This window comes from Oribacterium sp. WCC10 (genome assembly GCF_900113415.1).
Classification (GTDB): Bacteria; Bacillota; Clostridia; order Lachnospirales; family Lachnospiraceae; genus Oribacterium.
This window is the reverse complement of record NZ_FOPH01000005.1, coordinates 55191-77378: the sequence shown is the minus strand read 5'-3', so window position 1 is coordinate 77378 and position 22188 is coordinate 55191. Positions and strand designations below refer to the sequence as shown.

General features: G+C 42.5%; 14 protein-coding genes and 5 tRNA genes. 16 read left to right on the top strand and 3 right to left on the bottom strand.

Going from position 1 to position 22188, the window contains the following annotated elements:
* Window positions 1-361: 361 nt before the first annotated feature.
* Entirely contained in the window at window positions 362-3451 is a 3090-nt protein-coding gene (locus tag BM294_RS05155; protein WP_175494520.1) for an autotransporter outer membrane beta-barrel domain-containing protein, read from the top strand.
* A gap of 530 nt (window positions 3452-3981) precedes the next feature.
* On the opposite strand, the gene BM294_RS05150 is transcribed toward BM294_RS05155, so the two are convergent.
* The 3 genes from BM294_RS05150 to BM294_RS05140 form a co-directional block, all read right to left on the bottom strand.
* Window positions 3982-5658 (bottom strand): diguanylate cyclase, encoded by a 1677-nt coding sequence (locus tag BM294_RS05150; RefSeq protein ID WP_091205457.1) that lies wholly within the window; start codon window positions 5656-5658, stop codon window positions 3982-3984.
* 248 nt (window positions 5659-5906) lie between these two features.
* On the bottom strand, window positions 5907-6680 hold the full coding sequence (locus tag BM294_RS05145) for an SDR family oxidoreductase (RefSeq protein WP_091205456.1): 774 nt from the start codon (window positions 6678-6680) through the stop codon (window positions 5907-5909).
* A 318-nt stretch (window positions 6681-6998) separates the two neighbouring features.
* Complete coding sequence (locus BM294_RS05140; RefSeq protein ID WP_091205454.1) at window positions 6999-7733, bottom strand: GntR family transcriptional regulator; 735 nt, start codon at window positions 7731-7733, stop codon at window positions 6999-7001.
* Between the two features lie 470 nt (window positions 7734-8203).
* Here BM294_RS05140 and uxuA point away from each other — a divergent pair, with 470 nt between their 5' ends.
* From uxuA to fliY, 15 genes are all read left to right on the top strand, one after another.
* The gene (uxuA, locus tag BM294_RS05135; protein ID WP_091205452.1) at window positions 8204-9310 is read left to right on the top strand and encodes a mannonate dehydratase; all 1107 of its coding nucleotides are present in this window, start codon (window positions 8204-8206) and stop codon (window positions 9308-9310) included.
* A 1-nt stretch (window position 9311) separates the two neighbouring features.
* Complete coding sequence (locus BM294_RS05130; protein ID WP_091205450.1) at window positions 9312-10922, top strand: mannitol dehydrogenase family protein; 1611 nt, start codon at window positions 9312-9314, stop codon at window positions 10920-10922.
* 300 nt (window positions 10923-11222) lie between these two features.
* On the top strand, window positions 11223-12404 hold the full coding sequence (gene rdgB, locus BM294_RS05125) for an RdgB/HAM1 family non-canonical purine NTP pyrophosphatase (RefSeq protein WP_091205449.1): 1182 nt from the start codon (window positions 11223-11225) through the stop codon (window positions 12402-12404).
* Window positions 12405-12811: 407 nt separating this feature from the next.
* Entirely contained in the window at window positions 12812-13444 is a 633-nt protein-coding gene (locus tag BM294_RS05120; RefSeq protein ID WP_091205448.1) for a bifunctional 4-hydroxy-2-oxoglutarate aldolase/2-dehydro-3-deoxy-phosphogluconate aldolase, read from the top strand.
* Window positions 13445-13862: 418 nt separating this feature from the next.
* Window positions 13863-13936 (top strand) — tRNA-Arg (locus BM294_RS05115).
* A 53-nt stretch (window positions 13937-13989) separates the two neighbouring features.
* Window positions 13990-14063, top strand: a tRNA-His gene (locus BM294_RS05110).
* 20 nt (window positions 14064-14083) lie between these two features.
* Window positions 14084-14155, top strand: a tRNA-Gln gene (locus tag BM294_RS05105).
* A gap of 5 nt (window positions 14156-14160) precedes the next feature.
* Window positions 14161-14233, top strand: a tRNA-Lys gene (locus BM294_RS05100).
* A 338-nt stretch (window positions 14234-14571) separates the two neighbouring features.
* Entirely contained in the window at window positions 14572-16284 is a 1713-nt protein-coding gene (locus BM294_RS05095; protein WP_091205446.1) for a GGDEF domain-containing protein, read from the top strand.
* Between the two features lie 309 nt (window positions 16285-16593).
* Window positions 16594-16674: transfer RNA gene (locus tag BM294_RS05090), tRNA-Leu, on the top strand.
* Between the two features lie 345 nt (window positions 16675-17019).
* Window positions 17020-18360, top strand: coding sequence for a magnesium transporter (gene mgtE / locus BM294_RS05085; protein WP_091205444.1), 1341 nt, complete (start codon window positions 17020-17022; stop codon window positions 18358-18360).
* A 481-nt stretch (window positions 18361-18841) separates the two neighbouring features.
* Window positions 18842-19252, top strand: coding sequence for a hypothetical protein (locus BM294_RS05080; protein WP_091205443.1), 411 nt, complete (start codon window positions 18842-18844; stop codon window positions 19250-19252).
* A 563-nt stretch (window positions 19253-19815) separates the two neighbouring features.
* Window positions 19816-20391 (top strand): prepilin-type N-terminal cleavage/methylation domain-containing protein, encoded by a 576-nt coding sequence (locus BM294_RS05075; protein ID WP_242944424.1) that lies wholly within the window; start codon window positions 19816-19818, stop codon window positions 20389-20391.
* Between the two features lie 174 nt (window positions 20392-20565).
* Window positions 20566-21309, top strand: a complete 744-nt coding sequence (locus BM294_RS05070; RefSeq protein WP_091205439.1) for a PspC-like choline-binding domain-containing protein — start codon at window positions 20566-20568, stop codon at window positions 21307-21309.
* Window positions 21310-21537: 228 nt separating this feature from the next.
* The gene (fliY, locus tag BM294_RS05065) at window positions 21538-22149 is read left to right on the top strand and encodes a flagellar motor switch phosphatase FliY (RefSeq protein ID WP_091205437.1); all 612 of its coding nucleotides are present in this window, start codon (window positions 21538-21540) and stop codon (window positions 22147-22149) included.
* Window positions 22150-22188 lie beyond the last annotated feature (39 nt).

Here is a 22188-nt window from a genome sequence, read left to right as displayed (position 1 = left end):
CACTTTAAAGCGTCAAGTAATCCATATAAAATAAGTTATGATATAAATTTATGATATGCCTGTATGCGTTTTGCACTTCTGGCTATAACATGAAGTTATTGGCTGGGAATATGATACTTTGTGTGCACCGGCGCTAATCGGTGAGTGGCAAATGCTTTTGACATTCACGTCATGTGTTCATTATTTTAATTGTTTTTTCAGTTTCCTTTCAGATTGAATTGTTAGATTACGTGAGAACTTGTTGCAAAACATTAATCGGTGCAGCTCATTTCACACTAATCTGTGCACTGAGGTATGATCAGTGAGTGCAACTGCTTTTGACACCCACATGATTTTAAAGCGTTCGGAAAGGACATCATATATGAAGAGAAAAAATATCAAGGTACTTCCATATGTAATGGCTGTGGCATTAAGCACTTCCGGTCTTACTGCCTGCGGCGTGACTTCTATCCCTGAGGCGACAACAGCTTCCGCTGAAGATAATACATCTTCTGAAGCCGGAACGGGCATACAGGAGGAAAACTCAAATGCCCCTGATGGAGCACCGGGGGAGGCCCCTGACGGAATGCCTGGCGGAGGCCCGGGCGGTCCTGGAGGCCCAGGAGGAATGCCGGGAGCACAGGAGACAAGTACAAAGGTTTCCGTAACCGAGGGCGACTGGTCCTTTGATGTCATCACAACGGGAGAGGGTGAGAACAAAAAGGTGACAAGTACCATCACCTACTATGCAGGTAAGGATTCGGCCGTTGTCATCATCCCGTCAGTTCTCGGCGGTGCGCCCGTGACAGAGATTTCGGCCCAGGCATTCGGCCACCACAGTGAGATCATGGCGGTTTACGTTCCGGATACGGTGGAAACGGTTTCCGAGTGGGCATTCTATGACCTTAACACAGCAACCATCATTTCATTTGCTAACCCTGATGTAAACATTGATGACGCGGCTTTCCAGTCAAGCGGTAATGCTGTCCTTTATCTCCCTGAAAGCACCACGAAGACTCGTGCAGGTGGCAAGGACGTAGTCACAAGCGGTACAGAGCTTATCACTGTGGAGCTTGAGAATTCAGAATCGGCAGCCATTGCCGGTGGAACCTACCTTAATGTTTCATCTGACAAGAATTACTCGATCGGCACAGACGACATCACTGCAATTGCAGTAAGTGCCAGCGGTGAAGCAACTGATGTTAATGTTTCCGGCTCAACTGTAACATTCTCCGGAGACGCATATGTTGCGGAAGAGGAGAAGGTGGAGATCTTTGATGATTTCAAGGACAAAGTTAAGGCGGCAGACCTTACAAAGACTCTCTGGTATCTGTCAAATGATGACGCAAAGGAACTGAAAGAGAAGATTGAGTCAGATGAGTCCTACAGTAAACTTAAGTCAGTGCTCAAGTTCGAGGAAGGCTACTATATTAACGGTGATAAGGTGACTCTTGACAAGAATGTCAAGGCATACGATGTAAAGACCGGTGAAGAGGTTGAAAAGGATGCCATAACCGGAGCATTTCCGGCAACAGGCTCCGGAAATTACCGTTACATGAGCTATGAGGATACTGATAATGACGGCGACGTAGACATTATCTACTACTCTCCATACTCAGTAAACTACTCATATGATTCCACAGTCATAAAGAGTGACAATGAGAATCTTGACGGTCTCACTGCAAGAGACACTCTGAATCCGATATATCTGAGCTTTGCAGACAGTGTTGTGAAGGCAAGCGGAGAGTCCGAGGATGTGAAAGAGGATGACCTTACCATAGATACATCAAAGGACGGCGATGCCATCGGAGCAGAAGCTAACGAAGAGCGTTCTCTTGTCTGGGCCGACGACTACGCAAGCATTACGGTTTCACACATTAACGGAACTTCAACAGCAAGTGCCAACTGGGCGAAGATGTCTTACCTTACAGGCCTCTCAAGCTACAATGTTGAGATCGCCATGGAGTGGGGCATGAATGCACTTCTTTATGCAACAAACGGTGGTATCGTGACAGTAGGCAGCACTGACGGCGAAACCAGCACATTCTATGCCAACGGAGACGGAGCAAACGGTGTCATCGCAGGCGGCTCCGGCACAAAGACCGGCGAAAGTGATGCGAAGTCAGACACAGCATCGGTTTATGTATATAATGCTGACTTTACTCTCGAAGGCTGGAACAATCACGTGGCAGACGTTGTTTACGGCGGATACGCTTACCTGGAGGATGTTACCGGTACAACAGGTATCGACGGCAGCTATTCGGTAGGCCAGGCCTCAGCTCTTGCCAATGACTTCGGTAACGGTGTTGTAGACGTAAAGAACTTCTCTGCAACAGTTTACGGTAATCGTTCAGCCGGCGCTTATGTTATCGGAGGCGGCGTAATAACAGCAGAGGACTCAAGCTTCATTTCAAAGGCTGATGCCGCAGCGGTTATCGCATCAGGCGGAACCTATAAGATGAAGAACACGATACTTGAAGGTGTCATGGGTATCAAGAACCGCGGAGGTATCAACACCGATTCAACTTCAATCTTTGATAATGTTACAGTCCGCGCAGCAAAGAGCATGTCAAACTACATCACAGGTGCAAAGGCCAGGGCCGCTGCAGACGCCTGGGAGAAGGCATCCGGAAGCACAGAACTCATGCACTATATGATGAGTGATGCAGACATGACCATCGGACAGCTTTGTGAGAATTACGATGTATCGGATTCTGCAAAGAAGGAACTTCTTGAGACATTAAGCGAAATTGCAGGTGAGACATACACAGAGGATACAAAGTTAAGAAGCTCTGTACTTGATAACACCTATTATAACTACTCAGCCGGGGCTTATACAGGAACCACAGACTATTCAGATGTTCCGTACCTTGTTGTGGGCAGCGCATACGGCGGAACTGTAAGTTCTGTGATGGAATTTGAGGCAGCAGGTGAAAACCTTCTTTTTACAAATTCAAAGTTTGAAAATACAAACGGCGATGATTACAACTACCTTATAGCATCGGAAGCGGGTTCGGCACCTGTAATCACCTTCGAGGATTCTGACGCATCAGGCATCATCTGGAACGAAGGTGACATCGAAAGAGTAGTTGAAGGCATGAGCGGCAGCCGTTCATCATCACTTACAGTAACATTTAAGAACTCTGACTTTACAGGTTCATTCGCAGACGGTTCAAACGGTCTTTGGGATGTTGATGGCCTCAGCTACACAAATTCAAAGGGCGAGACCACAAGCCTTAACGGAAACTATTATGGAGCAGAAGGAAACTTCGGCATCAGTGCAACATTCTCGGGAGACTCAGTATGGACAGTGACACACGATTCATACCTTGGAAGTCTCACCATTGAGGACAATGCTTCCATAACAGCACCTTCAGGATATAAGCTGGAGATGACAGTAGACGGTAAGAAGACAGACATCAAGGCAGGAACCTACACAGGCAAGATTGTGATCACTGTCACAAAAGCGTAAAGGAAATTCTGTTTTCTGATAAATATTGAAATTAAGCAGTTGAACTGTTTGTGAGGATAGCGCCAGAGGCATCCTTTAAAAAACGGGAAGCTTGCGGAAGAAAAATCTATAACAGAACCCCTAAGATAAATTAAGCCCTCGCCAATTGCCGGGTTTTCCTGATGAAAACTCCGGCATTGACGAGGGTGTCAAGGAAAATTCACTAAATTTATCTAAGGGGTTCTATTATGATTTTTCGTGTCCTCAGCTAACGTTTTATAAAAGGATGCCATCGGCGTTATCCTACTTTATTCTTCATCTCCGGTGAAGGTGTGCGTGTTATGCATCATCGGAATATATGTGAGAAAAAAGCAAGGGGATGTGCGCCAAGGCTTGCGAGTTGAAAGAACAGACTGACTGACATGTTCGTACAGTACGCACTTTAGTGCGAACAGTACGAACTATGGAAGAAAGTTTGTTCTTTCAATCGAGTGGGCCGGTGCGCGCCACTTGCATTTTTCGTACCATTTCAAAATAAACTTGAACAAGGTTTACAGTTCGCCCTTCATCGCACGCTTCTTTTCGTACATCCTTTCATCCGCGATATCGAACAGCTCATCAAAAGTCATATTCATCGGCGAAGTCTCCGGATCAAAATCCGCGATACCATAAGCCGCAGAGATTCTGTTCTCAATCGGATTATCAGGATCATCCTTTGCAAACATCTCCTGCTCTATATTTTCCAAAATAGCGTAACGCTCATCATAATCATTGGTATCGTACAGAAAAACCACAAACTCATCGCCGCCGATTCTGAAAAACGGACTGTGAATAAAATTCTTCCTGAAACAGTAACAGCAGTTAATGATATACCGGTCACCCAAAGTGTGCCCGTAAAGATCATTAACCTTCTTGAGATTGTTGATATCGAAAACAATGATGGAGAAAGGCTTTGTGCGACTTTTCATCATTATGGAAGCATTATTCACATACTCCTGATAGGCGATTTTGCTCTTTGCTCCTGTAAGAGCATCTCTGTAGGCAAGAACCTTGACCTGTTCGATATATTGCTTAAGTTCCTTCGCATTCTTTGAAACACTTGCGGTGAGATCACCTATCTCATCGTTGGACTCCGGTGTCATCTGAAGATCAAGCTTGCCCTCTGAGATTCCGGAGGCGAAAGCCCTGAGCTTCTTTATTGGATTGATGATATGCTGCACCATGACCATGGTTAGAAGAAAGAAGGCAAGTGTTATCATGATCGATGCGGATATCATTCTTGTTATAAAAGCGCTTTTTTCGGCATTAATGGAATCTGAGGGAGCGGTTATCACCAGCTTCATATTGTTTTCAAGAGTTCTCCAGATAACCTTGTATGATGTTCCGGTATACTGAAAATCAACCGGCTCTTCACTCTTATTCTCAGTCCTGATACGCTGGGTGATCCTGGTGGTTTCAGGAGAGACAGAACCGAGATTCATTCCTGTTTTGAGATATCTGTGATGAACTACATGCCCTTTTGTATCGACAAGACCGGCTACACTTCCGGTATAAGGTTCAATACTGTCAAGATAGTCAATGATGCTTGTGAAATTAAGATCCATTCCCATAACACCTATGAACACACCGTCTTTGTATACCGGTTTAACGTAGGAAATCATGAAATTATCGTAGTTCTCATCATAGTGGGGCCTGATCCAAAGGTCGGTTCCTGCATACTTTGCCTGATAGAACCAACTGACTTCCGGAGATTCTTCGTCGTAATTGGTAAAGTCGACAGTATGATATTTGATAAAATCGTCTTCATTGGCCGTACGGAAATAGCTGAAGCCGGAAACACCGGAAGAAATATCAGGATCAAGCTGAAAATAATATGAAAAAATACTGTCATCATAGCTGGTCATGTAGGCCAAAGCAACCTCCATATCGGAAAGGTACTTTCTTCTGTATAGAGGCTTTTTCAGGCTTTGCCACTGGTCTATCCGTGCTGCCGCATATCTTGAATTTCTTTGGACAAACTGCTCCATGTTGTGCATCTTGTTATTGAGATAATTGGCAGAATCCGAAGCTGTAAGATTCAGGATTTTTACGGAAGAAGAGTCAACAAGCTTGACAGAAGCATTTAATCCAACGCTTCCAATGATCGTTGTTGTGAACAAAGTGCATGCCAGAATCAGAACAGCAAACTTTGTCTGTATAGAAATGTATGGTCCTCGCGGTTTATTCATTTCTGATCAAATCTCCATAATTAGTTAACAATCATGCCATTATTTATCAACTTTATTATACTATTTGAATAATTTAAGACAATGAAAATACACAAAATTATATGCTGGTCCGGACTTATGTGTCACCATATCCGGATCTGAAAGGGTTTTATGTAAAATACTAAGGGAACGCAATTAAAGCTTTTCTCGAACTAAAAAGACGGTTCATCTCGTCGAGAAGAACCGCCTTTGAATAATGAAAAATTCTCTTAAATAGCTGTGTATCCGCCGTCAACCGGAATCATAACACCATTTACATAAGCTGATGCCTTTGATGAAAGGAAGATGGCAGTAGTATCAAGCTCGCCTTCCTTGCCGTAACGCTCCATAGGGATGGCGCCCTTTGCATACTCTTTGAACCACTCTGAATCAAGAGTTTCCTTTGTGAGCGGAGTCCAGAAATAACCGGGACAGATAGCATTTACAGTGATACCGTTCTTGCCCCATTCAGCAGCAAGTGCTCTTGTAAGGTTTACAACACCGCCCTTTGCTGCGTGATATGGACTTGCAGGAGCAATCTTGTTTCCGACAAGACCGTACATGGAAGCTATGTTGATGATACGACCGTATCCTGCAGGAATCATAGCTTTCTTGGCAACTGCACGGGCAACTCTGAATGAACCGAAAAGGTCGATATTGATTTCGTTATAGAACTGATCGTCAGTGATATCTTCAGCCGGAGCAACTGCGCCGGTACCTGCATTGTTGATGAGAATATCTATCTTTCCGAACTTCTCAAGAACCTTGTCTATAAGCTCTTCAACCATCTCTGTGCTTGTAATATCACAACGTATAGGTAATGTCTCAACGCCGAATTCTTTGGTGAGTTCCTGGGCAACTTCCTCGATCTTATCCTGGCGACGGGCTACAGGGACAATGGATGCACCCTGATTTGCAAGTGCTTTGGCCATCTGAACACCAAGACCTGTAGAACATCCTGTAACAATTGCTACCTGACCTTTTAAGTCAAAATACTCCTTCATCTTCGTACCTCTTTCCGGAACATCAGTCCATTGGATTTTCGCTTCGCGAATGGGCTGACTTTGCATGCCAGGCTGCTGAAAACCTGACACAACATCTGTCAATGATCTAGTTTTTATTCGATGTATACAATTATACCTTTTTTGTAAATTTAGTCAAATTTATTAATTCTTTAACATTTGAAAACGTCAATTAGTGAACATTATAGTCACGAAAACGTTTAACTAAGAAAAAAGTACCAATACATGAGGGCTGTTGCACGCATACATATGTGCAATATTTTGTTTTGCCGCGGTCTTTTGGACACTCATACCATCATATCACTCGAAATACTCGCTGAACTCTTCGTTATTCACAATATTTTCCAATGTATGGTTAATGTTCCTGAAGTGGAGTATCAGCTCATCCGAAAGGGCGGTTCTGTCTTTCTTCTCTATGGCATCTATCATCCGTTCGTGCTGAAGAACTATGTTAATGCTGTCATCATAGCGCTGTTTGTCGCTTCGCTCTATTCCCAGTGCAAAACGTCTTGCTCTGATGTAATGGATGTCGTGTCTTCCCGTATGGGACTGAACAAATTCCTTATTCTGTAAATGATAGAAGAAATCATGGAACTGTGTATCAAGTTCCGTAAGCTTTTCAAGCTCATTAAAGGAAATCAGATTTTTCTGATCCCTCACCATACCGCGGAGCAGAGGGATGAGAGGAGTTAAAAGTCCGGCATCGTAGGCGTCCAGAACCACTCTTGTTTCCAGGACTTCTCTGAGATAACGAACCTTTCTGACTTCCTCAAAGTTAATCTTGCTGACAAAGCTTCCTCTCTGGGGCTGAGAGTCAAGTGCTCCTTCCACATTCAGACGACGAACTGCTTCGCGAACAGGGATACGGCTGCATTTGAACTGTTCGGCAAGACCTAACTCGCTAAGCTTCACACCGGGTTTTAATTCCAGTGTTGCGATTTTATTCCATAGATAGTAATGAATCTCATCCGGAAGCTTTGGCGCTTCGATGGAATCATTTCTGGTATCACTTTTATTTGTGCTCAACTTGTCCATAAGAAACCTCACGATCTGGTATACAAATATATATCTAAAATAAAGTAAAAAAGAGCTGAAATCAAGTGACTTCTCCAATGAGCCGATGTGGTATACATAAAAACAATGCTATTGTAAATCAGGAATAGCAAAAAATATATGGTGGAAATATTAAAACAATGTTGACAATGTTCTGAAATCGAATTACCATGAAACAGTAAAAACTGGTATACACTTTGAGAGGCAGAGGATATCGTCATTCATTACGAGATGTACCCCGGTGAACTGCGGGATATAAGTTTCCCTGTATTACATCATTGTATTATCCGCTCTATATGAATTGAGCTGATTCTGCATTGTGTCATGTATGAAAGACCGTTTTTTGCGAATGCAATGCAGGTATTTCTTATATGTGAATTAAGTACAGAAGATGAATACAACGCCGACTGCCCTCAAATGAAAAAGCATTATACAAAAAGGAGATTTTCGTTATGGAAATGACATTTCGTTGGTATGGTTCAAAGTTTGATTCCATCAGCTTACAGCAGATCAGACAGATTCCCGGAGTGACCGGTGTTATCACAACACTTTATGATACAACTCCCGGTGAGGTCTGGTCACAGGAGAGAATCCACGCTTTAAAGGAAGAGGTTGAGGCTGCAGGTCTTCACATCAGCGGTATCGAGTCAGTTAACGTTTGTGATTCCATAAAAGTTGGCGATAAGGATCGTGACATGTACATCGCAAACTACATCGAGACTCTTGAGAATCTTGGTAAGGAAGACATTCATCTTGTATGCTACAACTTCATGCCTGTATTTGACTGGACAAGAACAGAACTTGCCCGTAAGAATCCTGACGGGTCTACAGTTCTTGCATACAGCCAGAAGGCTATCGATGCCATCGACCCTTCAGACCTTGCTTCATCGATGGAGAAGATGTCTCAGGGCACAGTTCTTCCCGGATGGGAGCCTGAGCGTATGGCCAAGCTCAAGGACCTCTTCGATATGTACAAGGATGTTGACGGCGAAAAGCTTTTTGAGAACCTTGTATACTTCCTTAAAGCAATCATGCCTGTATGTAACAAGTACGATATCAAGATGGCTATTCATCCTGATGATCCTGCATGGTCAGTATTCGGTCTTACAAGAATCATTAACTCTGAGGAAAACATCCTTCGTCTCATGAAGGCAGTTGATGATGTTCATAACGGTGTTACATTCTGCTCGGGCTCATACGGTACCAACCTTGAGAATGATCTTCCTCACATGATCCGTGTACTTAAGGGACGTATACATTTTGCTCATGTAAGAAACTTAAGATTCAATGATACATCACGTGAGAACTACGACTTCCAGGAGGCATGCCATATCTCAAGCGACGGAAACTTCGACATGTATGAAATCGTTCGTGCACTTTACGAGACAGGCTTCGATGGTCCTATCAGACCTGACCACGGAAGAAACATCTGGGATGAGGTTGGCAAGCCGGGTGTTATGCCGGGATACGGCCTCTATGACAGAGCCCTCGGTGCTACATACATTCAGGGACTCTGGGAAGCAATCGAGAAGAGTGAGAAGAGACTTGGAGGAAACTAAAATGCATTTAACTCTTGATGGATTAAAGGACAAAGAAGCATGGCAGAAGGCAGGAGTAAAGCTTCCTGCCTACGACATTGAAAAGGTAGCTGAGAATACAAAGAAATCACCTGTATGGGTACACTTCGGAATCGGAAACATTTTCCGTATCTTTATCGGCGGAATTGCTGACAGACTTATCGAGGAAGGTGCTCTTGATAAGGGAATCACATGTGTAGAGACATTTGACTTCGATGTAGTGGACAAGATATATACTCCATATGACAATCTCGTACTGGGCGTAACATTAAAAGCAGACGGTTCAACAGAGAAGCAGGTTATCGGTTCCCTTACTGAAGCCATCAAGGCTCAGTCTCAGGTTCCGGCTGACTGGAACCGTCTCAAGGAAATCTTCACAAACCCTGACTTCCAGATGGCAAGCTTTACCATTACAGAAAAGGGCTATGCGCTTAAGAATGCTTCCGGCGAGTATTTTCCATTCGTTCAGGCAGATATCGACAACGGTCCCGAGAAACCGGGGGCTGCCATGGCTATCGTAACAGCACTTCTTTTCGAACGTTTCAAGGCAGGAAAGTATCCTGTTGCCATCGTAAGCTGCGATAACTGCTCACATAACGGCGAGAAGCTTATGAGTTCTATCGTTACCATGGCAGAGGAATGGGAGAAAAAGGGCTTTGTTCCGGCTGATTTCATTTCATATCTTAAGGATGAGAAGTTTGTGGCATTCCCATGGTCAATGATTGACAAGATCACACCGAGACCGGCTGAGTCCGTTGAAGCAGAGCTTGAGAAGCTTGGAATCGAGGATATGGCTCCGGTTATCACATCAAAGCGCACCTACATTGCACCTTTCGTTAATGCAGAAGGCCCTCAGTATCTCGTTATCGAGGACAAGTTCCCTAACGGACGTCCTGCACTTGAGAAGGCCGGCGTTTACATGACAGATCGTGACACTGTCAATAAGGTAGAGAGAATGAAGGTAACAACCTGCCTTAACCCTCTTCACACAGCGCTTGCTGTTTACGGATGTGTACTCGGCTATGACCTTATCGCTGACGAGATGAAGGACAAGGAGTTAAAGGAACTGGTACACCGTATCGGACCTGTAGAGGGCATGCCGGTAGTTACAGATCCGGGCATCCTCTCACCTGAGGCTTTCGTTAATGAAGTCATCAACGAGCGTATTCCTAACCCGTTTATGCCGGATACACCTCAGCGTATTGCAACAGACACATCGCAGAAGGTTGGAATCCGTTACGGCGAGACCATCAAGAGCTATGTTGCAAAGTACGGCGATGCAAAGAAGCTTGAGGCTATCCCTCTTGCCATCGCAGGCTGGCTCAGATACCTTCTTGGCATAAATGACAATGGCGAAGCATTTGAGCGCTCATCAGATCCTATGCTTGATTCGCTTACAGAGGCTCTCAGCGGCATCGAATTTGGAAAACCTGAGACTGTTGGTGATAAGTTAAAACCTGTTCTTTCCAATGCAAACATTTTCGGATCAGATCTCTATCAGGTCGGTCTCGGTGAGAGAATAGAAGAGCTTTTCAAGGAAGAAATCGCAGGTGCCGGCGCAGTGAGAGCCACACTTGTAAAGTATCTCGGCTGATGTAAAGAGCACGATATGATGTCAGCGGCACATCACACACGAATGTGTGCATTGGCGCTGATAGGTGAGTGGTAAATGTTTTGACACTCACCTATCAATATTTGAAAAAATTTCTGATTTTGTCTTTTATGAATTGCTGTTTCTGCGGTATCATTAAATGATGCGGGGGTATAGTATGATTGAACGCTTATGTCGTTCGGCCGAAGAGACTTGCATTAGTACATATGTATTACAGCTGAAGAAAAGCACCGGAATGTAAGAATACATGCCCCGAATATACATTCAGAAAGAGACAAAATTATGCGAATTATTTTTGCCACACATAATAAAAACAAGATCATCGAGGTAAGACAGATCCTCGGAGAAGTCGCTAACGATATAGTTGCGAAGAGTGAACTGGGCATAGATTTTGAACCTGTGGAAACGGGCAAGACATTTGCAGACAATGCTGAGCTTAAGGCGGCCGGGATCAGAAGCTATATGCTGGCACACGGTATGCTAAGGGATGATGACATTATCATGTCTGATGACTCGGGACTCTGCGTAAACTATATGTTTGGACTTCCCGGCATCTACAGTGCGAGATATCTGGGAGAAGATACTTCCTATGATGTCAAGAATGCCCGTATCATCCATGAACTCAGATTCGCTGAGGGAGATGAGAGAGCGGCGCATTTTACATGCAATATCTGCGCTGTTTTTGCAGACGGACGTGTTTTCCATACGGAAGGCATATTCGAGGGGCTTATTGCGGATGAGCCAAAGGGTGAGAACGGATTCGGATATGATCCTATCCTTTATCTGCCGGAGCTTGGCAGAACATCGGCAGAACTAACTCCGGAGGAGAAGAACAGCATGTCCCATAGAGGCAAGGCTCTCAGAGCCATGAGAGATCTTCTCAAAAAAGTCTTTGCAGATGATAAGAAAAGGGGAATAAATCAGGCAGCATTCCCCGAGAATGAGGAGGTAAGCGGACTTGTCCGCCCCTTTCAGACCATCCTCGTCGTAAGTGATTCTCATCGTGACGACAAAAATCTGAAAAAGGTCCTCAGTCGTCTCGGGATGATAGATTATCTTATTCACCTTGGAGATTCCGAGGGAACAGAGGGTATGATACAGCAGTATGCCGGAGATGGAGTGAAGTGCTACTTTGTTCAGGGTAATAATGACTTCTTTACGGAACTGCCGAGGGATATAGTGGCGGAGTTTGGAAAGCACAAGTGCTTCATGACTCACGGTCACTACTATGGCGTGAATATGGATCTCAACAATCTTTCTGAGGAAGCAAAGTCAAGGGGCTGTGATATTGCCATGTTCGGACATACTCACAGGCCTTTCCTTAAGATTGTGAATGGCGTCACATGCCTGAATCCGGGGTCTATCAGCTATCCGAGACAGATGGATCGCCGCCCTTCATATATGGTGATAGATATAAGTGAGGATGGTGAATTCACCTATCATCAGGTATATCTGGAAAGATGATGCATTGATTTAATGATTTAAGGGTCAAAAGTACCAAATCACGTGCTTGCACGTAGCAAACGAATGTGTACGTTGGCGCTAATCGGTGAGTGGCAAATACTGTTGACACTCACGTTATATAATGTTTATGGTTTAGCCCTTCTTCGAAAAACGGAAGGGCTGTTTTTAGAATATGTAAACCGGTTAAATAAAATACAATACAAAGCTAATTTGCTCTTGTAACAACAATGATAATCATATATAATTGATTTCTGTAAGCGGTTACACAAAAGCGTTTGCGGTATGTGACGCACTTAATATCTGTATTGTTGTGTGCCACATGTAAGTGGGGATTTCTGCCACTTGTATGATTTATACAGACTTTGTTGCCGTAACTTACGGCACAACATTTATAAAGGAGATATGTTATGACACAAGAAGAATTTATGGCGAAGCTCGCTGAAGTAAAGGTTTGTCCTGTAGTAGTTATCGATGATGTTGAGGATGCGGTTCCTCTTGCAAGAGCTCTCGAGGCAGGTAAGCTTCCTATGGCTGAGGTTACATTCAGAACACCTGCAGCAGCTGATGCTATTGCACGTATCGCTAAGGAGTGCCCTAATGTAGTTGTAGGTGCAGGAACAGTTATCGACCGTGAGCAGTGCACACGTGCCATCAAGGCAGGCGCGCAGTTTATCGTAGCACCATCATTCTCAGATGAAGTAGCACAGTGCGCTATCGGACATGGAGTAGCATATTGCCCGGGAACATGTACACCAACAGATATCACCAATGCATTAAGATATAACCTTCCAATGGTTAAGTTCTTCCCTGCAGGAAACTACGGTGGACTGAAGACTATCAAGTCTCTTGCAAGCGTATTCCCACAGATTAAGTTCATGCCTACAGGTGGAGTAAATGTCGACAATGTTAACGAGTATCTTGGATTTGACAAGATCATCAGCGTTGGCGGAACATGGGTATGTAAGAAGGATATGGTTGCTGCCAAGGATTGGGATGGCATCACAAAGCTTTGCCAGGAAGCATACGATCTTACACACTGATATAGAAGTTTTATTCATAAATGCGATTATTTCCTATGTCAGTATGACTATGGAGTCACTGAATAACAGTTTTCGTATAATTAAGTGGAAGTCAGTATGGCTTCCACTTATTATTTTTATCTTATTGTCGAAGTAGAAAGTGTTGGCAGTGTTATACTTCAGTAGAAACCAGGATAGATAATAAGATATTTAACATCGGGGTTTTTACACATTGTGTGTTACAGATGACTTTCGGTGTCGTTGAATAAGATTATTTCAGGAGGAAGCTATTTTTTATATGGCAAAAACCACGGTTTTATGCGGTTTCTGAGTCTTTTGAAAAAATAAATCAAAAATTTCAAATTTGTTGTTGACATTCCCTTGGGTATTCGCTAGAATAACTGAGTCGCTTGAAGAGAGCAACACACAAAAAGCGAATGAGTCAGTAGCTCAGCTGGATAGAGCAACGGCCTTCTAAGCCGTGGGTCGGGGGTTCGAATCCCTTCTGGCTCATTTCTCTCTTAAGAGAGACAACAATAAAGGTTCGCGAGAGCGGCCGTAATATGGTGGGTATAGCGTAGTTGGTTATCGCGCCAGATTGTGGTTCTGGAGATCCCGGATTCGAGTTCCGGTACCCACCCTTAGCCAGCAGGCTAAAGTGGGGCTATCGCCAAGCGGTAAGGCACAGGCCTTTGACGCCTGCATTCGTTGGTTCGAATCCAACTGGCCCTGGACATGAGGCTGTAGCTCAGTCGGTAGAGCACTTGACTTTTAATCAAGTTGTCGCGAGTTCGAATCCCGTCAGCCTCATCTTTTGATTTGAATTTTACACATGATGTGATTACACATTGTGTGTTTTTTTATACTCAAACGGCGATTATTCTGATTTGCCGAATCCCTTAACTTTTTTGAAATAATTGGTGCTGCATATCTGCTTTTAATTATTTGATAAATAATTAGTTATGATAGTAATAAAAAAATTAAATTATTAAACAAATAGCAGAGATTTAATTTTTTTCATTTATGTAGTATATTTATCTATACAATTACACGTTAATTACTTAAAGTTCGGTTTTATTAATAATGGATAGAATTACGCACCTATGTTATATTAATAAGCCGTAACTTTTAAACTAAGGAAGAAATATATGTTCAACGATGATGCTTATTTTCGCTTTGGAAATCTAATAGGATATAGAGATTCATTTACGGATACTGCATTAACAAATGAAAAACTTGTTACATTATTACAGCAGGCCATGAGATCTATCAATCTCATCCTTGTATGTTTCGATGATAAGGACAGGCTGACATATGCAAACTCCAAGGCTTTTGAGATGTTTAATGTCACCAGCAGTGAGGAACTTGAAAAGGAGTTTCTCGCCTGGATCGATCCATATTCTCAGAAGCTTGAGTATTCAAACTGGTGCCAGGCACATGAATCACTTGAGGGCGAAAGAGTTTATGACATTATCTGCCAGAAACTGTATACATCTGAACATAAATTGAGAAATTCCATATACATCATAGATGACTGTATTCCTAGTTCCAAGAACAAGGCGGGTATCAGATACAGACAGATGCATGACCCGCTGACCGGTCTTCTCAACAGGGAAGGCTTCTATCATGTGGTTGAAGAGTACCGTAAGCTTCATAAGAACGATACCGAACCCCATTATCTCATCATAACCAATATTCGTGATTTTAAGCTTGTTAATCAGATGATGGGAGATAAAGTGGGAGATTCTATTCTTAAGACGTCAGGCCGTATCATCAGATCTCTTATGTATGCTGATGACATTTACGGACGTCTTTATGCCGATAAGTTTGCCATTTTCGTTTCTGAGAAGAATTTTGACAAGACCATGTATCGCAATATGGTAGCCCTTGTGAGAAGTCAGATCACATCGGATAAGCATTCACTTAGACTTCAGGCAGGAATTTATAAGATGAATTCCCTGTCGGATGATGTCAATACTATGTGTGACAAGGCTATGATCGCACTTAAGTCCATCATATCCGAGGAACCTGTGGCATATACATTTTATGATCCGGTCATGATGGAAAAGGCCATGATGGAAAAAACTGTAGTAACACAGTTTGACAAGGCACTTAAGAACGGAGAGTTCAGGATATATCTTCAGCCTCAGATGAATCAGCGTGAGGAGCTTATAGGGTGTGAAGCACTTGTCAGATGGAAGAAGGATGACAATACAGTCATTCCGCCCAATGCATTTATTCCTGTGCTTGAGAAGTCCAATCTCATCAGCAGACTCGATGTGTATGTCTGGGAACTTGCAGCCATAAAGCTTAGAGAGTGGAGGCATACCGAATTCCGTGACCTGTATATATCTGTTAATATCTCTCCGAGAGATATGGAGTTTATGGATGTTTATGAGGTCATAACCGGTCTTGTGACTAAGTATGAGATTGACCCTACAAAACTTCATCTGGAGATAACAGAGACGGTTATAATGCGTAATCCGGCTACAGTAAGCGATCTTATCATGAGATTAAAGGAAGCCGGATTCATTGTAGAGATCGATGACTTCGGAAGCGGCTATTCATCCCTCAATATGCTTAAAGACATAAAGGCTGACGTAGTGAAGATAGATATGGGATTCCTTCGTAAGTCGGCCAATGAGGATCGCAGCAGGATCATACTTGATTCTGTCATCTACATGGCCAAGCGTCTCGGTATGGGAACTGTGACAGAAGGTGTAGAGACGATGAAACAGCTTGAAGTACTCAGTTCTATGGGCTGCGATGTATATCAGGGATATCTGTTCTCAAAACCGTTACCTGTTATGGATTTTGAGAAGAAGTACTGCGATATATATAAGAGTGTTGAGATCATCTGAAAAAGACAGTTCCTTCATTGAATGTAAAGGTTATTCATTGAAGGAACTGTTTTATCCTTAGAAGTACATAATGGATTATAGTGAAACACCGATTAAATCAGAGGTTCATTAGTCTTGGAGCCGGTGTACGGAGTATCAAAGAAAATAGGTGTTTCTCCTTGGAAATCAGGCCAGGGAAATGCTTTAATCAGTGTTTTCTTATACGACAATGTAAGTATCAAAAGTATTTGCTTCTTATATTGTGAAATTTTGAGTGGATTATTGTACCGGCATTTGCTATCATATAGTGGTGTCGGATTTTCCACATAAGGGGTTGTGGCGGAATTGGCAGACGCGCAGGATTTAGGTTCCTGTGTCCATGACGTGAGGGTTCAAGTCCCTTCGACCCCATAAATAAAAGAAACGGCTAAATACCTTAGTTCCTTAGAAAACACTAGGTATTTAGCCGTTTTATTTTGCCTATTATAGTTAACATCATGAGTTAGATTCTTTTATGGGGTCTAACTCATTTTTTTATAAAAACGGGTTTCTGCCTTTTTGGTAGGCACTTACTTGAAAGATGTTTTGTTTTCTGTTAACATACGTGAGTTGCAGATGGTTCATATGTTGAATGATTTTTAAGAAAGGTGGTGGTTTTTGTGTCTGACATACCGGGACAAAGGTGTGATATAAGTATTGATCAAATTTTATATTGTAACTCGAAAACCACAGCATATTTCTTAAGGAGGACTGATTATGAACCTTATGGATATAAAGGAGTTGATCGAGGAGAAGAAGTATCTTGAGCTTCGGGACAGACTTTCTGAGCTCAATGAGGCTGATATCGCTTCGATTCTTGAAGAGATTGATTCTGAGACACGTATCAGAGTGTTCAGGATTTTACCAAAGGATATGGCGGCGGATGTATTTGCATATCTGCCGAGAGATGTGGAGCAGGAGATTATTACCGCGCTGACTGACATTGAGGCCACAAACATTATCAACAACATGATGTCCGATGATGCAGCAGATCTGATGGAAGAGATGCCGGCATCGGTTGTCAAGAAGCTTTTGTCCAATGTCAGCGCTGATGCACGAAGAGACATTAACCTGCTTCTCAAGTTTCCGGAGGATTCTGCAGGATCCATCATGACCGTGGAGTTTGTTGATCTCAAGAAGAATCTCACGGTGCAGGAAGCTATAGACAGGATCAGAAGCACCGGTATCGACAAGGAGACCATCAACACCTGCTATGTTCTGGATAACGGCCGCCGACTCATAGGTATCGTGACACTGAGAGCACTTATTCTCTCATCCAAAGACAAACTCATCGAAGATATCATGGAGGATAATGTTATCTCCGTGGATACAATGATGGACCAGGAGGATGTTGCGAGAGTGATATCCAAGTACGATTTCAACTCGATTCCGGTAGTTGACTCGGAGAATCTTCTGGTCGGTATCATAACAGTGGATGATATCGTGGACATCATTCAGGAAGAGGCAACTGAGGATATCCAGAAGATGGCAGCTATCGTGCCGTCAGATGTGCCGTACATGAAGATGTCCATTATGGATCTCTGGAAAAAGAGAGTTGGATGGCTGCTTCTCCTCATGGTTTCAGCCACATTTACAGGAAGAATCATTAACAGCTATCAGGATGCTTTGGGGGCTTATATAGTTCTTGCCGCATATATCCCGCAGCTCATGGATACAGGCGGAAATACAGGATCCCAGTCATCTACCATGATCATCCGTGCACTTTCACTAAAGGATATCGAGTTTAAGGATATATTTAAGGTGCTTCGAAAGGAGTTCGGAGCGGCTATGGTATGTGGAGTTACCCTTGCTGCAGCCAATTTTGTGAAGCTTCTTGTAGTGGACAAGATCGATCCTTTGGTTGCATCTGTGATATGCCTTACCATGATAGCGGTTGTTATCGCTGCCAATATCGTAGGTGCTGTTCTGCCTATGACTGCAAAGAAGTTCAATTTTGACCCTGCGGTTATGGCATCACCTATGCTTACTACTATTATCGATACACTGGCGCTGGTTATCTATTTCATGCTGGCGACGCATATACTTCATATAGGATAAGAATGCAGGAAGCGCTGAGTTTGATATGTACCCTCTTTACCGGACATCCGGAAAGGAGGGTATTTTCGTGCACTAAAGTTTTGAACTCGGGAAAAATGTGTAGAGATGTATCAATGGAACCAATCAAATCTGCATATGCATGTCAGAAATAAACAACAAAAAACATGCGTTTATAGAGGAGAATAGACGTGGAACGGGAACTATATATGAAAAAACCGGTTTATCGGTGAATCCCATATCGGATTCATGACCTGAAAAACATATTAAAGGAAGGGTATGTTGTGAGATATGGATGTACGATTTTTGTCAAAAAATGTAATAAAAAAAATACTTCTGTGTGACAGTTCTGTGATGTGTATCTGAGTATCATTTACTATAGAAAAGATGATGAGCGGAGTATTTCAAGGATACACCGGCTGGTCAACTAAGTGGATTTGGATTTGAACAGGGATGAGTTTTTGCATGCTCGGAGGGCATGGTGATGAAGATAGCTGAACAAAACATCATTGCAGCTTTTTTGTGGCAAATGAATAACGAACACAGATCACCTTTCGTTAATGTTAATACTCTTGCGGAGTTTTCCAAATACCTCGACAGGATTGCCAAAAGAAAGTCCTATGATTATGAACTCAGGACAACCAATAAGGCATTGCTTGAAGCGGGTGAAGGAAGTGCCAGATATTTTCATATTATGAGGGTGAAAAATGGTGATGTCGGGCTGGAGACATTTATCCAGCTTAACCACGATGCAAGCGCAGATGAACTATATGAGAGTTATATCCGGCCTTGCGACTATGATTTACGAAGGATCCTCACCAATGGTGCTGAGGAGTATATAAAGGAAGTTGCAAAGGTAGAGAAGTCAACTGCTACGATCGAGATGGGTATGTAGTCCTGAGTATATAGAGTATGAAAAGATTAAGTTATGGCGGATAGTATGATAAGGATTCTCTTGTGTAGGATGGGGAGGGTGTCTACAGCTTGAGATAATCGCTGCGTGATAGTAGTTCGTGCTACATAGACCCTGGAGCTTCATGACTATCTTTCTGTTCAAAATCCAAATTATCAAAAACTGCAGCCGGATTGTGTTCCGGGTGCAGTTTTTTTATGAAAACTCTGACTTGGAGAGGGCGCTAAGGGAAAAGAAACCATGAACCACTAAGGAATCCTATTCTGATTTTTTTCGCCTCTGCTTTACGGTTTTATATAGATTCCCTCAGGCTCTTCTGATAATCCTGCTGCGGCTTAACTGTTATTAATGCAGTAAAAGTGAAGGTTTATATGGACAATAATTTTATATGTTGATACAGGAAGAAATATTCTACTTTTTTAACATTTTGGATATAGATTATAAATCAAATTTACATTAAAATATAAGTGAATAACTACGTGTTTTATTGAAGATGAGTATGATCGTGTTCGTGTATGTTTATTAATCACGAGGGGGGAAGAAGATTGAAAGGCAGACATAAAAAAGGATTCACTCTTGCTGAGTTATTGATAATAGTTGCAATCATCGGTGTGCTTGTGGCTATTTCCATACCTATTTTTCAAAAAAATCTTGAAAAATCAAGGGAAACTGTGGATATCCATACGATGAGAGCAGCAGCATCTTTAGGACAGCAGTTTTACTATGAGGGTGTCACAGGAAAACAATCTGCATTAAAGGCAGGTATGCAGTGGTATACGGCCAGCGGTGGGGATGGTGCTGACGGAAGCAATGCTTTTGCAATTTACATAGCTGATAAAGGAGTTTTCTCTAAATATAACTATGATGGGTCTATTGATGATGGTTTGAAACCTTATGGAAAAGGTGCCAGTCTTGACGGCGGTGTAGTCTTGTACGGAATAAATGGTGAATTGGCTTATAATCCAAAACTTGATTACAGAAAGGCCGTATGTCAGGTTTCAATTTTTCCGAATGGCCCTCAAAAGCGTGTTGAAGTTGCCTGGAAGGTACTCCAAACGGGTAACACGCGTCCTTTTATTGGCGGAAATAATCCACCTAAACTTACTTATTATTTGAATTGACATTTATATTCGTCAAGATAAATCTATTCCAAATACTATTTGATAAAACAGAAGGATATGTCTTTTTCTACATGGACAAAAAATTATCTTAAATAAAATTGTTCGATATTATTGTAGCCTGAACTGTTATAATAATATTGGGCAATTTTTTGACTCAAACAGGGGTGAGTAGATATGACATTAAAAGGTATAGTCAGAACTTGTGCGATAATGGGGACTATGGTACTGCTTATGGCTTTCACAGCATTTTCTGCCGGTTGGGATGATTCAAACGGTAGCTGGCGGTGGATAAATGATGACGGAAGTATCGCTACAGAGACATGGAAATCGGCCAACGGATACTGGTTCTATCTGGATTCTACAGGCGTGATTGCCAAAAACCAGATGATAGTGGAGCAGACTAACAAGGAAACAAACTACTATTATGTGGATTACAACGGAAAGCTGATGACAGACAGCTGGAAGGCTGTGGCCATGGAATCCGGTGAAAGAAAGAATCATGATTCTGAGTACTGGTGGTATTACTTTGGGAAAGATGGTAAGGCATACAAAACAACCGGCAAGCTGACAAGTGACAAGCTGTTCACTATAGAAGGCAAGAAATATGCATTTGACCGGTATGGACATATGCTTTATGGATGGGTCAACAGCAGTGATGTGAAGCTTCAGGATAAGGATAGCGGAGCATGGACAAAAGCAGATTACTATTTCGGAACATGGAAGGACGGTTCCATGATAACAGGATGGGAGCAGCTTCATGTATATGTTGACTCCGAGGGTAAGTACATAGACTACTGGTTCTATTTCGAACCGAACGGTAAAAAGGTGAAATCAGAACAAAGAGTCATAGACAATTACAATTACGTTTTTGACAGTGACGGCCATATGTCAAGAAGTTGGCCTGTTACAAGTAAATAGATATGAACAGAAGCGCCGGTCTGGAAATGATCGGCGTTTATTTTTTTGTGATAAGGCTGTCACTCGTGGGCGTGTTTTCCCTACTCCATTGAAGAACTTTTTGAATTCGAATTTCTCATAAATAACCTTATGAATATATATCTTTAACCGATAAATAAATATAAGACTACGGCTGTGTCTGTGCATAGCTACGGATATATCATGTATAAATTTATCGAGGGAACGCTAATGAGTGAATTAACAAACGAGCAAAAAGATATTTTGGGAGAAATCGCCAATATCAGTATGGGTAATGCAGCTACTAACTTAAGTATGATGGTAAATCAGCCTGTTAATATCACAACACCGGGAGTCAGCATCATCAACAGAAGTGAAGCATTGGATGATTACGAGAAGACTTGTATTTTTGTTCAGATTCATTATGTAAAGGGACTTGACGGAAACAATGTTTTCATACTCCAGCAGCCGGATGTTATCTCTATTACTGATCTCATGATGGGTGGAGACGGCACCAACAATCAGGGGGAGGTTAATGATCTTCATCTCAGTGCCATTTCAGAGTCCATGAACCAGATGATGGGTGCGTCGGCAACGTCTCTGGCTGCATTGCTTGATCGTATGGTTGACATCAGTCCGCCTGAGGTATGCAAGATCGATGTAGACAGTGTTAAAACTTTTGAGAAGATTTTCTCATCGTCACAGGACAAGTTCGTAAAGGTTGCTTTTAAGATGGACATTGGAGATCTGATCCATTCCACCATGGTGCAGCTTTATCCGATTTCATTTGCCGTTGAAATGGTAGAGAAATTTACTTTAAAGAAGAAAAATGGACAAATATAGCATTTTGTCTAAAAAATTTAAATACCGTCGACACGATAA

Coding starts and splice junctions, on each gene's coding strand:
- BM294_RS05155 (WP_175494520.1), top strand. CDS start 362: ATGAAGAGAAAAAATATCAAGGTACTTCCATATGTAATGGCTGTGGCA.
- BM294_RS05150 (WP_091205457.1), bottom strand. CDS start 5,658: ATGAATAAACCGCGAGGACCATACATTTCTATACAGACAAAGTTTGCT.
- BM294_RS05145 (WP_091205456.1), bottom strand. CDS start 6,680: ATGAAGGAGTATTTTGACTTAAAAGGTCAGGTAGCAATTGTTACAGGA.
- BM294_RS05140 (WP_091205454.1), bottom strand. CDS start 7,733: ATGGACAAGTTGAGCACAAATAAAAGTGATACCAGAAATGATTCCATC.
- uxuA (WP_091205452.1), top strand. CDS start 8,204: ATGGAAATGACATTTCGTTGGTATGGTTCAAAGTTTGATTCCATCAGC.
- BM294_RS05130 (WP_091205450.1), top strand. CDS start 9,312: ATGCATTTAACTCTTGATGGATTAAAGGACAAAGAAGCATGGCAGAAG.
- rdgB (WP_091205449.1), top strand. CDS start 11,223: ATGCGAATTATTTTTGCCACACATAATAAAAACAAGATCATCGAGGTA.
- BM294_RS05120 (WP_091205448.1), top strand. CDS start 12,812: ATGACACAAGAAGAATTTATGGCGAAGCTCGCTGAAGTAAAGGTTTGT.
- BM294_RS05095 (WP_091205446.1), top strand. CDS start 14,572: ATGTTCAACGATGATGCTTATTTTCGCTTTGGAAATCTAATAGGATAT.
- mgtE (WP_091205444.1), top strand. CDS start 17,020: ATGAACCTTATGGATATAAAGGAGTTGATCGAGGAGAAGAAGTATCTT.
- BM294_RS05080 (WP_091205443.1), top strand. CDS start 18,842: ATGAAGATAGCTGAACAAAACATCATTGCAGCTTTTTTGTGGCAAATG.
- BM294_RS05070 (WP_091205439.1), top strand. CDS start 20,566: ATGACATTAAAAGGTATAGTCAGAACTTGTGCGATAATGGGGACTATG.
- fliY (WP_091205437.1), top strand. CDS start 21,538: ATGAGTGAATTAACAAACGAGCAAAAAGATATTTTGGGAGAAATCGCC.